The sequence below is a fragment of the Chloroflexus sp. genome, assembly GCF_056331925.1.
Genome location: NZ_JBWGQH010000010.1, coordinates 13298 through 28950, shown reverse-complemented (window position 1 = coordinate 28950; position 15653 = coordinate 13298). Strand labels below are relative to the sequence as shown.

Sequence of the window (15653 nt, the reverse complement as noted above, 5' to 3'; positions counted from 1 at the left end):
CACAGACCATGTGTTGGCTGCACACGGATATGGTATCAATACCCGGCTTGCTTATCAACCACGTTGATCATTGGCTCGTTGTGGATGAAAGCGTGCAGGTTCGTGATAAAGAGATCAAGTGTACGGGAACGGATAAATGGAGAATTCCATGAGATATGTGGCGTCACAAAGACATTCGGCAATGTCCAAAATGGACTGTCGGGCGGCAATGGCTCTTGGGTAAAGACATCGAGGCCGGCTCCGGCGATCCGACGATTATGGAGGGCTTCGATCAATGCCGTTTCGTCAATGATTTCACCACGGGCGATATTGATCAGGTAGGCATCTGGCTTCATCAGCGCCAGTTCCTCTCGCCCAAACATGCCACGGGTGAACGGTGTTAGTGGGGTTGCGATGACGACAAAATCGGCCTCCGGGAGCAGTGTTCTCCATGCCCCTTCACCTACCACCCGTTCGACTCCGGGAGTCGGGCGTGGTGTGCGGCGCGAACCCCAGACTCGCATTCCAAAGGCGCTCGCGCGTGTGGCAATGGCCTGCCCGATCTGACCGAGACCGATAATGAGCATAGTTGATCCGGCCAGTTCGCGCAATTGGAGATCGTGTTCGCGCCACTGATGAGCGGCTTGTAATTGATGCAGACGGGTGGCTTGCTTTACATGGCTGAGGGCAAAGAGCATTACGAATTCGCTGATGGGGATGGCGTGGACACCGGCAGAATTGGTAACGATGATGTCACGCTCGATCACTTCGGGGATGAGTAAACCATCAACCCCGGCACGAGGGATATGTAGCCAACGTAGCTCTGGCATGCGGCGGATAAAGCCGGCTAACTGTTCGGGGGGAAAAAACCAGCGAAGCAGGACCTCTGCATCGTTAATTGGTGCGTCTGATTCACCATTCTGATCATACCAGACGATGGTCGCTTCTGGCGCGACGGTTTTCACACGGGGAAGGAGTTCATCACGCAATAAACTGGGTAATACGAGTTTCATGGAGACTCCTCAAGGAAATTGTAGGGCTTTAGGAGTATTGTACCGAACGTAAGCAATTGGTTGATCGGTCAAGAGAACGGTTTTCTTAACGCAAAGAACGCGGAGGGAGCAAAGGCGTAAAGATTGCTCACGCACAGGCCGCTTACGCAAAGGCGGTAACGCAAAGGCGCAGAGAGCGCAAAGGGCGCAAAGGCGGTAACGCAAAGGCGCAGAGAGCGCAAAGGGCGCAAAGGCGGTAACGCAAAGGCGCAGAGAGCGCAAAGGGCGCAAAGATTGCTCACGCAAAGAGCGCGGAGGGCGTAGAGAATGTGTTTATCACTGGGGTGACAACTTGCGTAGAATCGAGTTTCCGCCTATAGTGATAGCATTCGCCGGGAAGCGAGTCCTACCCGGCTTGTGTTGTATTGTCACAAAAAGCGTGATCACGAGGAGCATATTCACATGGCAGCGGGAACAACTTCAGATTTGCGTAACGGTATCGTCATTCGGTACAACAACGATCTGTATCAGGTCGTTGAGTTTCAGCACGTTGCGCCAGGCAACTGGCGCGCCTTCGTGCGGATGAAGCTGAAGAGTCTAACTACTGGTAAAGTCATTGAAGATCGAGTACGGGCCGGTGCAGAGATCGACATTGTGCGTATCGAGCGCCGTCCGATGCAGTATCTCTACCGCGAAGGCGACAGCTTCGTCTTTATGGACAACGATACCTTCGATCAAATTCCGGTTTCGGCGGAGTTGGTCGGTGATGCGGTGAAGTTTATGAAAGAGAATGAGACGGTTGACCTTGTATACGACGCCGAGAAGGATCAGATTATCGGTGTCGAGTTGCCGATCTTTGTCAATTTGAAGGTTGTTGAGACGACGGTGGCGGTACGCGGCGACACGGCGACGAACGTCACCAAACCGGCTACGTTAGAGACGGGGGCGGTGATTGAAGTACCGGCGTTTATCAATGAGGGTGACGTGTTGAAGATCGATACGCGCACCGGTGAATACATTACGCGGGTGTAACGATACCGCCATACGGTGTTCATTACGATCACGGTATAACCGTAGCGCCGCACAGCCGTGCGGCGCTACCCATTGATCGCGATCACCTTATAGTTGGGGTGCCGCACAGCCGTGCGGCGCTACCCATTGATCGCGATCACCTTATAGTTGGGGTGCCGCACAGCCGTGCGGCTTTACAGGATTCGTCACCGGATTAGAAATCGTCGTCCGGCATTGGTGGCGTGTTGTTGTTCTTCTTGGGTTCAGGAGCCTCGACGATCAACGCCTCGGTCGTCAGCACCATACCGGCGACGCTAATTGCATTCTCTAGCGCGGTGCGCACCACTTTGGCCGGGTCGATAATGCCGGCTTGCATGAGATCGACATACGTACCGGTCATGACATCGTAACCGTAGTGGTTGTTGTTGTGCTTCCGTTGCTCGTTGCGCACGTTCTCGACCACCACCGAACCATCTTCGCCGGCATTGGTTGCGAGCTGGCGGAGTGGCTCTTCGAGGGCGCGGCGCAGGACGCTGAGCGCCATGCGCTCTTCGTCAAACTGAGTAGTGACGTTATCGAGTGCTGGGATGGCGTTGAGAAGTGCGACACCACCACCGGGAACGATACCCTCCTCAACCGCGGCTCGAGTCGCGTTGAGTGCGTCTTCTACGCGGGCTTTGCGCTCTTTCATCGCCGGTTCGGTCGGCGCACCGACCTTGATCACGGCCACACCACCCGACAACTTCGCGACACGCTCCTGCAACTTCTCGCGGTCGTAATCCGAAGTTGTAGTCTCGATCTGCTGCTTGAGCTGGGCAATGCGGGCTTGGATGGCTTGCTTGTCACCGTGACCCTCAACAATCACGGTGTTATCCTTATCGGCCTTGACGCGGCGGGCGCGGCCAAGGTCTTGCAGAGTAGCGCTTTCGAGCTTGCGGCCAATCTCCTCGGAGATAACGGTACCGCCGGTGAGGATCGCAATATCTTGCAGCATCGCCTTGCGCCGATCACCGAAGCCAGGGGCCTTCACGGCGAGGGCATTAAGGGTACCACGCAACTTGTTGACGACCAACGTCGCCAGAGCCTCACCATCAACATCCTCGGCGATGACGAGGAGATCCTTCTTGCCGCTGCTCAGCACCGCTTCAAGGATCGGCAACAAATCCTTGATCGAGCTGATCTTCTTGTCGGTAATCAGGATGTAGGGTTCATCGAGCACCGCCTCCATACGAGCCGAGTCGGTGATGAAGTAGGGCGAGATATAACCACGGTCAAACTGCATACCCTCGACCAACTCGTGCTCGAGATGGGTGCTCTTACCCTCCTCGACCGTCACGACGCCGTCGCGACCGATCTTATCCATCACGGTCGCCAGTAACTCACCAACCTCGGCATCTTGGGCCGAGATGGTGGCAACATTGCGGATCTCATCGCGGGTCTTGAGGGTAATCGCCTGCTCTTTGATGCGGGCTACCAAGGCTTGGCCACCTTTATCAAGACCACGCTTGAGCAGCATCGGGTTCGCGCCGGCGGCTACCAGCTTCAAGCCCTCATTGATAATCGCTTGGGCAAGCACAGTCGCCGTCGTGGTACCGTCACCAGCAACATCGTTGGTCTTAACAGCGGCCTGCTTAAGCAGTTGCACGCCAAGGTTCGCGAACGGATCCTTCAGCTCAATCTCCTTCGCTACGCTCACACCGTCGTGGGTGACGGTTGGCGCACCCCATTTTTTATCGAGGGCAACATTGCGGCCACGGGGGCCGAGCGTCGTTTTGACTGCTAGCGCGAGTGTATCGATACCGTGTTTGAGTGCAGTACGAGCTTGCTGATCGAAGATCAGTTGCTTCGCCATATTGCCTACTCCTCGATGATACCCAGAATATCCTTCTCTTGCAGGATCAGATACTCCTCATCGTCGATTTTAAACTCGGTACCGGCGTATTTAGCGTACAACACATGTTGACCAACCTTCACTGTCATTGGAATAATCTTACCGTCATCGGCACGCCGGCCCGGACCAACCGCAATAACCTCGCCCTCCATCGGGCGCTCTTTGCTCGCGGTATCCGGCAGGAAGATACCGCCCTTGGTCTTCTCCTCTTTGGGTTTTGGTTTCACGACAACGCGATCGTGAAGTGGTCTTACTTGCACGGGATACCTCCTCTCGACTATGTGGGCGTCGGGTTGGATGACGCCCACACCTGCTTAGCTGGTAGCTTGACCGGCGCTATGCGGCGTTGCCATCGCACGATGCTGGCGTCCGAACAGCGCGAACGCGAGACCAAGCAGCACGATGATCAGACCGACCCAGAAGGTCTGCGGTTGCGGCAAAGCGATACCCAACACCCGATCGAGGGTATATGCGCCGGGTTGCCACAACCCCATCACCAACGCTAGCACGGTCAGCACGAGAGAATACTCGCTCCCACCGTTGCTAATCCACAGACCGTGCGACCAGTGGACGAGGGCAATCGCCGCGATCATGACCGCGATGATGGCGAGAGGTCCAATCGGATGGAAGAGGCCAAGTGCAAAGAGCAAACCGCCGCCAAACTCAGCCAGACCGGCCATCAGCGCCCAAAAGCGCGGCGCACGTAGCCCCATGCTTGCCAGCCAATCGGCAGTGGCGCGTAAGCCTTGACCACCAAACCAGCCGAACAACTTCTGCGCACCGTGCCCCATCATCAGCAAACCGATGACCACTTGCAGGATGAGCAGGCCAAGATCCATCGTCATGGCGAATCACCTCCTTCTGATCATCAGCGTGCATCGGCACGTAGCGATACAACGGTGATGACAAGTAAGGCGTACACCTGAGTAAATAAAGAAGCGATGTTAGATCGCTATCAGCGGAGTGTTAGTAATCCGTTAGAAGTGAACGGTGTCTATCAGGGAATAATTGTGCACGAAAGTGAGCAACACCTCTTGACAAGTGGGTTGCCGTCGCTTCAATACCGGTGACCATCGCGTCACACCGAGGCTGTACTTTGATAGTGGCAAAAATCTCATCATGATCTATAAAAAGATTCATCAACTAGCTGCCGCAATCCACTTCCTAGCACTTGAACGGTAGAAAAGTTTCTACTACAATAAACTTTGTCTGAATCGTCACATTACATTTAGCTTTCTGTAACGTGCGTTGTTCTAATGAACATGCATGCTTAGTATGCTGTAATCACAGTGAAAGGAGGTGCATTTTCACCATCAAACGTCATACAAAGGGGTATGCCGTCGTTTCCTGTATTCATCTGAAGGGGGAATCATGAGTCGTCCATTTCCACGCTCGTACTTCGTGGCTTTGACGTTGCTGCTGTCGCTGATTTTGGTCGGAATAACGCCGCTGCGCCCTGTTGGAGCGCAGCCACGCCCTGAACGCCCCACGACCGGGACGCCGTTAACTATCGAGCCAGCAACCATCACAAGCCGAGAGGATGCAGCTTACAACAAACAACTTGCTCTCTCGCGCGACGGCACCCTTGCTAGCGTCTTCTTGAAGGTCGACTCACCATCATTACTGTCGTTTATGGCGCAGAATGGTATTACCAACATCAACTCCCCCGCTGCCCAGCAGTACCTGCGCCAACTGAACGCCGAACTCGATGCACTTATCGCCCAAGCGCAACAGCGTATACCCGGCCTCGTCATCACCCACCGCTTCGATCTGATCATTGGCGGCGTTTCAGTTGCAGCGCCGGTTTCCCAACTCGACCAACTGCGCCGACTGCCGAACGTAGTGGATGTGATCAATGACCGGATCGAGAAAATCGAAACCTACCGCACTCCAACTTTTATCGGCGCTACCACGGCATGGAACCGCGGCGGTGGTTCGGCGTTTGCTGGCGAAGGGGTCATTTTCGGTGTGCTCGATAGCGGCGTCTGGCCCGAACACCCCTCGTTCTCAGATCCCGATCCGCTCGGCAAGCCATATGCACCACCCCCACCGGCGCCGGGTAATCCCGGTGGCGTGCGCGCATGTGATTTTGGCAGTGCGATACCCGGCGACGCGCCATTTACTTGCAACAACAAACTGATCGGCTCGTACCGCTTCATGACTGCCTATGACTTTTTTGTCGGCACCCAGCCATATGAATTTCTATCCGGTCGCGACGATGACGGTCACGGAACTCACACAGCCTCGACTGCAGCCGGCAATCGTGGCGTACCGGCCAGTGATGGGAGTCGGGTATTTGGAACGATTTCAGGTATTGCCCCACGCGCCTATGTTGTCAACTACAAAGTCTGCGGTGAACAAGGCTGCTTCACAACCGATTCGGCGGCAGCAGTGCAGCAGGCGATCCGCGATGGCGTTCAAGTGATCAACTTCTCGATTAGCGGTGGAACAAACCCCTACAGCGATATCGCCTCGCTCGCCTTCCTTGACGCCTACAATGCCGGGATTTTGGTGTCGACCTCGGCTGGCAACTCCGGTCCTGGAGCCGACACGGTCAACCATCGCGAACCGTGGGTAGCCACTGTTGGCGCCAGTACCTCAGATCGTTCATATCTCAGCACGCTAACCGTCACAGGCAGCAGTGGAACATTTACCGCTGTCGGTGCATCGAGTGGTGCCGGGATTGCCACCCCTGCTTCGGTTGTGGTTAATACAGGTGACCCGCTCTGTTTAAACCCGGCAGCACCGGGATCGTTCACCGGGCAGATCGTTGTCTGTCAGCGTGGTGTGATTGCGCGCGTCGCTAAGAGTGCCAACGTCGCTGAAGGCGGGCGCCGTGGGTATGATCTTGTACAACTCGTCGCCGAGTAGTCTCGATGCCGATTTCCATATCATTCCCACAGTTCACATTCAGAACACCGATGGCGCAGCGCTGCTGGCGTTCCTAACTGCCAACCCCGGTGCGACGGCCACCTTCACAGCCGGCGCCCCCGGCCCGATACAGGGTGATGTGATGGCCGGCTTCAGCTCACGCGGTGGACCCGGCCAAACGCTCGGCATTAGCAAGCCCGACGTTACTGCGCCTGGCGTCAATATTCTGGCCGGCTACACAGCGATTGAATACGGAACGCCGGTACCACAATTCGCTTTCCTGAGCGGTACCTCAATGTCGAGTCCGCACAACGCTGGCGCCGCCATCTTACTGAAATGGCTCAACCCAACATGGACGCCGGGTCAGATCAAATCGGCTTTGATGACCAGCGCGAAAGCAGCCGGCGTCTTTAAAGAGGACGGCGTGACCCGTTTCACGCCATTCGATGCCGGTTCGGGACGAATCAATCTCAACAAGGCATGGGATCCGGGACTCACATTCGATGAGAGCGGCGCCAACTACGTAACGTTGCAAAACGAACTGTGGAAGGCAAACTATCCAAGCTTATACGTTCCGAACATACCAGGACTGATCACCGTAAGCCGAACGGTGCGTGAGGTGTCGGGCTACGACAGCTTCTACAAGAGTACGATCTCGTACCAGGCCGGCCAACCACGTGACTTTAAGATAACGGTTCCGAAGGAATTCTTCATTCCAGCCAACGGCACCTATACCTTCAACATCACCGTTGACGCACGTGACGTACCGATTGGACAGGTACGCCACGCCGTGGTTGTCTTCACCGAGCGTAACGGTTGTCAGGTCCGCTTCCCGATCACCATCGTGCGCCGTGAGCCTGCGATCCAGATGGAGAAGGAGTGCAACCCGGCCACGCTCGCGCTGCGCGGCACCACCGATTGCACCATTACTATCTCCAACAACACCTTCAACAACGTGACGGTCACGATGAACGACACCATGCCAAGACAATTGAAACTGGTGAGCGGTAGCGTGACCGGTGGTGCAGTTGAGATGGGCAACGGTCTTACCTACAACGGAACCTTGCTCGGGGCAGCGCCTCCGAATGTGAGTGCGGGTCGTTTAGGCTTCAACGGCTACCTCTCACTAGCCGGTCTTGGTGCATCACCCAATATCAGTCTCGGTGACGAGACTCTCGTCAACCTAACCCTCTCACGTTCATTCCTGTTCGGTGGGCAAAGCTACAATACGATCGCGATGGTCAGTAATGGCTACGCAGTGGTCGGTGGTGGTACTGCGGCAGACATTTCATTCATCAACCGCACCTTTCCCAATGCAGAACGCCCGAACAACACGCTTGGCGCGTTCTGGACCGACCTTGACGGCAGTGCAGGTGGTAACTATTATGCCTACCTTGTCGGTTTTGGTCCGTGCAGCAACCCGGCGAATGCCTGCTGGCTGATTCTGGAGTGGGAGAACGCGCCGAACTGGGGTGACAGCCAAATCAACACCTTCCAGATCTGGATCGGCCTGAACGGGGTCGAGGACATTACCTACTCGTATGGTCCGGTTCTTTCGAACGGTGATGGCGGATTTGTCACCGTCGGTGCTGAGAATGCGTTTGGCAACAGAGGTGCAAACATCTACAGCAACGACGGTTTTGGACCGGTCATCGGTACTATCCCGACCGCCGGTTCAGACGATGTGTACATTGCAACTACACCCGGCACACCGGGACAAACGGTGACGATCACATTCCGTGCCCAAGGTGTTCGGCTTGGTCGCTGGACAAACTACGCTGAACTGACCAGCCCATCTTTCTTCGGCACCTACATCAAATCATTCAGTGGTGAGGTTGTCAGGCCGTAATGCGAGTTTGCAGCGTACGTACCCCCTTCTCCACGCAATGTGGAGAGGGGGTAGGTATGTAGAACGTTACGGTGCGTTACTTGGCGACTGGCGAGGTGGTTTTGACTGCGAACCGGCTTGCGAATCACACAAGAAAAGGGGCTGGCGACCATCACCGTGGTAGGGATACATCTGGCCATTGGCCCGGAGTTGCACAAGCAGACCATCGATCAAGACCTGAGTGTAGGCCATACCCGGACGTGGACAGCCGAGTGAACCATCGGGCCACGTTACCGCCTCGACCGAAACAACCTCAATCGTGGCAGCATCAATCCCAAGGCGCTGAGCCAGGTCTTGTTTGGCAGCAGCGATCTGCTGTTCGATGGTGGGGCTGTAGGGGGGCTGCAACGGTTGGGCATTAAATGGGGGTGCAGGTTGAATGGGCATCGGCGACTCCTTGAGCGGTGGTATTGATGTTTCCTTGATCGTTGGGATACTCGATGACGAAGTAGTTGGTGAGACAGCAGGCGTAGGCGACGGCGACACAGTCAGGACTGCTGTCGGTAAGGCAGTATCAGGAATGCGGGTAGCAGCGGGAGGTTGAGTGGAAACAGATTGATCGAGAGCCACTGTGGGCCGAACAGGCGAGCTACCCACCGGAGCACCGCAAGCGGTGAGGATAATGATAACAACTGTTCCTGTAAACCAACGCAACATAGGTCTTCCTTTGTGCGATAGAGGATTATTTATTCAGAAGACGAAAAGCGCAGTGAATTCGTTCCATAGGGAGCGTTCAAGATTATACCGTGATAGATCATCAAACGCACCAATAGTTGATAGATTAGAACCTCTTTCAACATATGGTTGACTAACTACGGGAGGACAAATAGGTACCAATGCAGCTCCCGTTTCTCACAAACCCAAACACCGATAGTTGTCCGTTCGAATGAAACATCACTTCTGGACCTTCCAAGAGCAGTCATAGCTCGCTCCCACCCGTATCGCGGTTGTCAAGTGAGAGTTGCTTAGCCGAACGGCGTGCATCGGTGAGAGACGTAAACTCATATCGATGTACGTCCACCACACCTCCTGGTGATCGGAGGGCTTGTCCGCTGCCATCACCCCACAACGGATGTGAGATTAACCGCGCAAGTGAGACACACGGATTGTCGCAAGCGTCGCCTGTGCGGCATCACGTCGAGCACTTGTGATGCCCGACTGTCATCCCTATCGATAAGCATTGCCTTCCACCACTATCATCATCCGCCTGCCCGTGCCAACCTGATGTATCCGACACCATTGCCCCACTGTTGATCGGAGCCAACGCTGCTATCAAGGAAGGCGTGCGGGCAATCACGGTTCGCTTGGGCAGCCGGTCGGCTCAGCAAAGCGCACCAGATGGGATCGCACATCTCATCTATCGCACCGGCTTACCGTTCAAGGTGGGGCATTCATTCCGCACGTGACACCCACAATCGAGGTCCTACCAGGGGATCAAGGGTGCAATGACGCCCAATTGGGTATCGATTAAGTCACCCTGGTGCATACCGGGCCGTTTACTGCATGTTGACCTTTATTGAAAGAGATTCTAAACTGCTCGAGATAGCAACCAGTAACGGAAAGGAGGAAAGTTATGGCACGTATATGTGTCTTTGACGTTAACGAGACCTTGCTCGATCTACGAGCGCTTGATCCCGCCTTCGATGAAATTTTCGGCGATCCGACAGTCCGCAAAGAATGGTTTGGACAAATGCTGCAATTGGCGATGGTCGCTACCATTACCGGGATTTACGAACCGTTCATCACGTTAGGGGATGCCGCACTAACAATGATAGCAAATCGACGCAGTCTCACACTCCGTGACGTTGATCGGCGACGCATCCTCGACGGAATGCGACGTCTACCACCTCATTCGGATGTTGTACCAGCCCTCGAACGGTTACGGGCAGCAGGGTTACGGATCGTTACGTTGACCAATTCAAACTACGACCTTGCCGAAGCCCAGCTAGTTTCCGCCGGGTTGAAGCCTTATATTGAACAATGTCTCTCGGTCGAAGAAGTACGACGTTTAAAGCCGGCACCAGAGGTGTATCAGATGGCAGCGAACCGGCTCGGCGTACCAATCAACCACATTCGGCTCATTGCTGCCCACGCATGGGATATCGTTGGTGCGTTACGTGTTGGTTGTGCGGCTGCTTTCGTTGCGCGACCGGGGATGGTGCTTGATCCGCTTGCACCGCCGCCCGATGTAATCGGGAGTGACTTGATTACCGTGGCTGAGCAGATCGTGGCGGTAGAACTCGGACAAGATCGTAGTACCGTTTCGGAAAATCAGGGCCGTGATTCTGGCTGACAGCCGATAACCGCAAAACCGGGAGTTTAGCGTATTCGACCATGTTGATAGTTAATTAAGATTACCTTTAGCAAGATTCACCGCATTGACCAAACGCTTACACGTTTCTGGTATCAGATGGATTCCGCTTGTAAACCGTCCGTACCGCATGGGCAAACTGATGGCCTGCATCGAAAACCAGACGGCCATCTTTATTGAGGGTTGTGTCGAAAGCGAATGTGCATTGCAAAATGGCGGACAGCAAATCAACTGTAGCGAAAAACCGAATTAGAACATGTTTCAATCTGCACTGATAAATACGAAGAAAAATGAAGATTCCAGGTTACACTCTTACCAACTACTTGCATGCATCAAAGCTTTTGTGTTAATGTTGTTGAACATACATACTGCATCACCGAGAAATGCACTGCCAGAAAGCAAGCGACCGTCTATTGCTCAGAAGCAATAGTGGTATAAGCAATGTCGCCTGCACCGAAAACTACTTTGCAGCACGGATCTCATCGCAGTCGTTTCACCGCACCATCCTCGGACAACCACAACGCAACGAGTATTGCTGTTCACTATCCCGCTCTAAACCGTTTATAGTCAGTTGGGAAGAGGCAACTTCTGTAACTGATCAAACACGTTCTTCACGTGTTTCTCGACCTTTTCAGCAGACAGTTGGTGTTTACGCTTGCCGGCATGCATAAGATCGTTGCGCAAATCGCCAAGTTGGTTGTAAAGATCAATCACTTCTTTCAGTGAGGGAATGGCATTGAGATTAACATGTATCTCTTCTTTCTCTTCTTTGCCAGTACCTCCACTCTGTGCTTGGACAGCCGCACCAAGCGCCTGTTCGACCAGTTGACGCTCTTTCTTTTCCAATAACTCACCATCCTTACCAAGTTGTACCATCACCCATGACACCAACCACTCACGCATCAATGCCACCGCTTGAAAGATTTGATCGCGTTCTAGATACCAGCTAATCAATTCCCACTCGGCCTTAAGCTCATTGTCGCCAAGCGCAATCTTTTGAAAGCTATTGATAACTTGCTTAGCGAGAGGTTCGAAGGGCATCGCTAGAGAACCAACCGATGAAATAGCATTCGGTAACTGTTGGTAGATTTGCTTGCTCACCTCCATAACCTCAGCCGGTCGCACGACGCGCAGTGCCTTTGAGACTTTCGTCAGATTATTCGCTGTTGCTTTAATTGGTAACTTGTTCCAAGCAGCCATTTCATCATTACTAGCAGTTTTTGGATCGGGCTTGACCCGGTTATGCTGCGTATGCAGCAACGTAGCCAAATCACGCGCATCGCCGAAACGCACAAACAGGTCGGCCCCGACCATCCAGTCGAGTAATTCGACGAAATTGGTCAGATCAAGCACAGGCGTGCGATGAGGAGTGACACTCTGATCACGCATTTCAAAATTACCGAAGAATACATGTTTTAGTTGAATGGCCTTGACTTTGCGCAAATAGGCAGCGGCGAGGAAGGATAAGAATGGCAGCGAACGAAAGCCGTGAGTAATATCGAACACAACCGCTTCGTTCGGTTCAATGACTTCAACCACATTCTGAAAGATCCGCCACAGTTCATCATCATCGCGCCCATCAGGGATGGAAACTGCTCGAATGCTCGCAACTTGCGCACTGGCAAAATATTGATGATAGAATTGAGCCGTCAGTTCAGTAGTAAAAACGACGAGATCTAGATCTGGAAGGTGCTGAGCCAATGCTAGCCCGAAAAAGGGCGCAACATGCTCGCGACCATCTGGAAAGACATAGCATGTTTCTTGCGGTCTAACGCCGAGGAAGGTAATAGCTTTAGTTTTCATACGACATATCACTCCGCGAGTTTCTGTAACAATTGCAAGCCTTTCTCATTGCCCGGCAATTCGAGGTTGCGACCGGCGTTGGCAGACTTGTTTGATTTTACCTTATTGGCAACAAACCACTCAAAGTTCTTGCCCTCTGGGTCTGGATGAACATTGGTGCGCGGGTAATGGATGGGAAGCGGTGGAACCGGATCGCGCAGCAACGTCATGAGATCGATAATATTCGGCAATTCGCACAAAGGTTTACCATAGCAGCGCTTCATCGCTTCTGCAAAAGCAGCTATCCATTTACTGCGTTCCGTGGGTAAAGCACGGCGCCACCCTGATGTCTGCAACGAACGATAGCGTGCGATCGGATCAAGCAGTTCAACCTGCTCGACCTCCAGCTTCACGCTGCCAAATCCCAGGGGTTTAGCATAACCGAGCCGGAAAAAGCATTTTTCTTCGCCTAAGCTTAGCGTCCACAGCAAAGCACCTAACTCCACCGGCGCCAAGTTATGAAAATCGATTGTGAACTGAAATACGTTACCCGGCACACGTACTCCGCGCACCGTGCGATTCTGATGATCGCGACGCTGCCCGGCACGCTCATATTCGAGTCGATTCAGGCTATTTCCGTGGTGACGGTAGAACTTCCGTCCACTCAACTGATTAGGACCATCGTAGCCGATGGTCGTTACCACACCCGGTTGCGTGCGTTCTGCTTCGCTCAATTCGCCGTCTTTCTTGCGCAAGTAGAAAAGTGTGGTGGTTGGTTTGGGCGAAGCCAAGACGGCCAACGGCATTGGTTCGGCGTACACGCCTTTGTCTTCAGTCAATACTGCGTGGCTGAAGCGCACCCGTCCGGCATAGGCGATGCGTGCCTTCCGATCCTCGGCTGGCGTGGCGCGTACCCATCCGAATACACGCGAAGCAATATCGAGCCGCTCGTACTCTTCACTCGGCTTCAGGTGCTCAGGGAGCAGATCACCAATTGCGTGACGATAGCGCAACCGTGCCACTTTTGCCAAAGCAATATTGCGCACCGTCTTTTGATCCGGTTCTAGTTCAACGTACACCAAATTGCCCGGCATCAACCGCTCACTCTGCACCTGGCGGTGAAAATCGTCACGTCGTTCGTGGAGTTGGGCATGCAACACCGCGTTAAAGTCGGCTTCGCGCTCGGTATCGAAAGAGACGTGCTTGGCTTTGGCCGAATCACCTTCTTTGAAATAAAAGAAACGCTCATTGCGCTTTGTCTCAATAGTGCGGCCGGTTATTTTCACCCACCCCTTAACCAAGGGTTTGTTGTGCTTTAGTAAGCGTTTCTTATCTTGCTCACGCGCAAGTGCTTCCACCTTCTTTACACCATTCTTGGTAGTTCTCAGAACGGCATACGCCGCTTCACCACAACGCCAATCGCCGTGCAAGACGTTCAGGTAATCGTCTTCGTGATACGCACCGATCTTCGCTTCTTCACAGAGGGCAATGACGCCCGGTTGATCACCGTCAGGCAAACTCAGCACGATGCCTGGTTTAAATCGTTTGGCCTCAATCGGGTCGATGCGATACTCGAGCCGTTCCTCGCCATTGAAGACACTGAACGGTGAATTGGTCACCGTTTCAAACAAGGCACGGATCATGCCGCGCAGACTCGTAGCAGGTATGGCGTCTTGACCATCATACTGGAAAAAGCGATAACGCTTGTGCTGTACTTCTCTGCCATCAGACAGTAGAACATTCGTCACCTGCACATCGTGACTATCAGATATAAACAGCGGCGTTACAACCTCCAGCGAACAGGTAATGCGTCCAGTCAAACCCACATAGCGGTCGTGGGGCGGCGGCGGGCAACGGCCCAGCAACTGCGCATCGGGATCGGTTTCCGGTATATCGGGTGGTGGCAAATAGCGGACGAAATTGTATGGGTTGAGGAAGCGGTAGGCTTCCCGCGCCTTGGTTGACTCTTTGGCACGTGGCCACGGTACCGTCGGTGGCGATGGTGGAACCACTTGCGCCGATACCTGATAACGATCCCGCTTTTCGGGGCGATTGGCCTTGCCTCCGCCTTGATGCACCTGTCCACGCTTTTTGTTTTTGTGCTTTGCCATCACGACCTCATCACTAGATATGTGCTGCACCGAACCTTGCCTTTAGAATCGTCAACCATCAGGTGAGGTGACACACATCGAGAATATCTCCTTCGCGGTGCTCAAATCCCTTTCATCCGGCCTTCTTATACCGGGATGCATGGCAGCATTTCGCCTTCTCTGTAATTCTCCCAACAAATTGATCAGCTCAGATGGACAGTTCAAAACCGGGATACGGAGCACTTCTAACAAGACGCCCCAATTTCTTCTTTGGGCCTGTTGATGAGTGACTTTAGAATAGTAGGTTCGCAATACCTCTTCAGTAGCGCGGAGCATAAACATCATTGATGCCACAGAAAAATCCTACTGAAGAACACCTCGCTGCTTCGTAGAAGTCGTCTTTACTAACGTCGATTAACTCTAATATCTCCGGATCGACACTAAAAATATATTGGATCACGGAGCAGATCGATAATTTGATCCGTGCGATCCCGCAAAGTTACGAACACCCTCCGCCTGCTCCCCTCTTCAGACAAAACGTTAAGCACATTTCTAGCGATCTTGTCGTATCTTTCTGGCATTCCTACCTAAAACATCGGCATGGTAATCCTCCTCTATGCACTTCAATACCTCGTCTAAATCGGCACTCAAAACACGCTCAGCCTCAGATAATTCGAGTTCCTCCAGGTCTTGACGGGGCATTCTTAGTCGGTCGGTAATGCCAAGTGGATTGGTACGAGAGGGGTAGAGCGGTGTTCGGGCAGTGACATTGCCCAGAAACTCCAAGTTCGAGCCAATATACAAGACTTCCCATAGCGAAAGCTCATTGGTTGGCATG

General features: G+C 53.5%; 12 protein-coding genes. 4 read left to right on the top strand and 8 right to left on the bottom strand.

Going from position 1 to position 15653, the window contains the following annotated elements:
- Positions 1-35: 35 nt before the first annotated feature.
- Positions 36-992 (bottom strand): D-2-hydroxyacid dehydrogenase, encoded by a 957-nt coding sequence (locus AC01ZF_RS06955; protein WP_424676307.1) that lies wholly within the window; start codon positions 990-992, stop codon positions 36-38.
- A 441-nt stretch (positions 993-1433) separates the two neighbouring features.
- Here AC01ZF_RS06955 and efp point away from each other — a divergent pair, with 441 nt between their 5' ends.
- A complete protein-coding gene (efp, locus tag AC01ZF_RS06950; RefSeq protein ID WP_012616332.1) occupies positions 1434-2003 on the top strand; it encodes an elongation factor P in 570 nt (189 codons plus the stop codon).
- 193 nt (positions 2004-2196) lie between these two features.
- Here the strand turns inward: efp and groL are convergent, their stop codons facing one another.
- Genes groL through AC01ZF_RS06935 form a run of 3 tightly spaced genes read right to left on the bottom strand, consistent with a single transcriptional unit; the run spans position 2197 to position 4718 of the window.
- The gene (gene groL, locus AC01ZF_RS06945; protein WP_424676306.1) at positions 2197-3834 is read right to left on the bottom strand and encodes a chaperonin GroEL; all 1638 of its coding nucleotides are present in this window, start codon (positions 3832-3834) and stop codon (positions 2197-2199) included.
- 5 nt (positions 3835-3839) lie between these two features.
- The gene (gene groES / locus AC01ZF_RS06940) at positions 3840-4133 is read right to left on the bottom strand and encodes a co-chaperone GroES (protein WP_012616334.1); all 294 of its coding nucleotides are present in this window, start codon (positions 4131-4133) and stop codon (positions 3840-3842) included.
- Between the two features lie 54 nt (positions 4134-4187).
- Positions 4188-4718 (bottom strand): DoxX family protein, encoded by a 531-nt coding sequence (locus AC01ZF_RS06935; RefSeq protein ID WP_424676305.1) that lies wholly within the window; start codon positions 4716-4718, stop codon positions 4188-4190.
- Between the two features lie 526 nt (positions 4719-5244).
- Between AC01ZF_RS06935 and AC01ZF_RS06930 the strand changes: the two genes are divergently transcribed.
- Both AC01ZF_RS06930 and AC01ZF_RS06925 read left to right on the top strand, forming a co-directional pair.
- Positions 5245-6744, top strand: coding sequence for a S8 family serine peptidase (locus AC01ZF_RS06930; protein ID WP_476575232.1), 1500 nt, complete (start codon positions 5245-5247; stop codon positions 6742-6744).
- Positions 6716-8593 (top strand): S8 family serine peptidase, encoded by a 1878-nt coding sequence (locus AC01ZF_RS06925; RefSeq protein ID WP_424676322.1) that lies wholly within the window; start codon positions 6716-6718, stop codon positions 8591-8593. Before AC01ZF_RS06930 ends, AC01ZF_RS06925 begins: the two co-directional genes overlap by 29 nt.
- A gap of 66 nt (positions 8594-8659) precedes the next feature.
- Here the strand turns inward: AC01ZF_RS06925 and AC01ZF_RS06920 are convergent, their stop codons facing one another.
- Positions 8660-9289, bottom strand: coding sequence for a hypothetical protein (locus tag AC01ZF_RS06920; RefSeq protein WP_424676303.1), 630 nt, complete (start codon positions 9287-9289; stop codon positions 8660-8662).
- 916 nt (positions 9290-10205) lie between these two features.
- Here AC01ZF_RS06920 and AC01ZF_RS06915 point away from each other — a divergent pair.
- Complete coding sequence (locus AC01ZF_RS06915; protein ID WP_424676302.1) at positions 10206-10925, top strand: haloacid dehalogenase type II; 720 nt, start codon at positions 10206-10208, stop codon at positions 10923-10925.
- A gap of 585 nt (positions 10926-11510) precedes the next feature.
- Here the strand turns inward: AC01ZF_RS06915 and csx2 are convergent.
- The 3 genes from csx2 to AC01ZF_RS06900 all read right to left on the bottom strand — a co-directional run bounded on the left by csx2 (position 11511) and on the right by AC01ZF_RS06900 (position 15652).
- Entirely contained in the window at positions 11511-12746 is a 1236-nt protein-coding gene (gene csx2, locus AC01ZF_RS06910) for a TIGR02221 family CRISPR-associated protein (protein WP_428113548.1), read from the bottom strand.
- An 8-nt stretch (positions 12747-12754) separates the two neighbouring features.
- Positions 12755-14836, bottom strand: a complete 2082-nt coding sequence (locus AC01ZF_RS06905; RefSeq protein WP_428113550.1) for a TIGR03986 family type III CRISPR-associated RAMP protein — start codon at positions 14834-14836, stop codon at positions 12755-12757.
- Between the two features lie 531 nt (positions 14837-15367).
- Entirely contained in the window at positions 15368-15652 is a 285-nt protein-coding gene (locus AC01ZF_RS06900; RefSeq protein WP_428113552.1) for a hypothetical protein, read from the bottom strand.
- Position 15653: the final 1 nt, after the last annotated feature.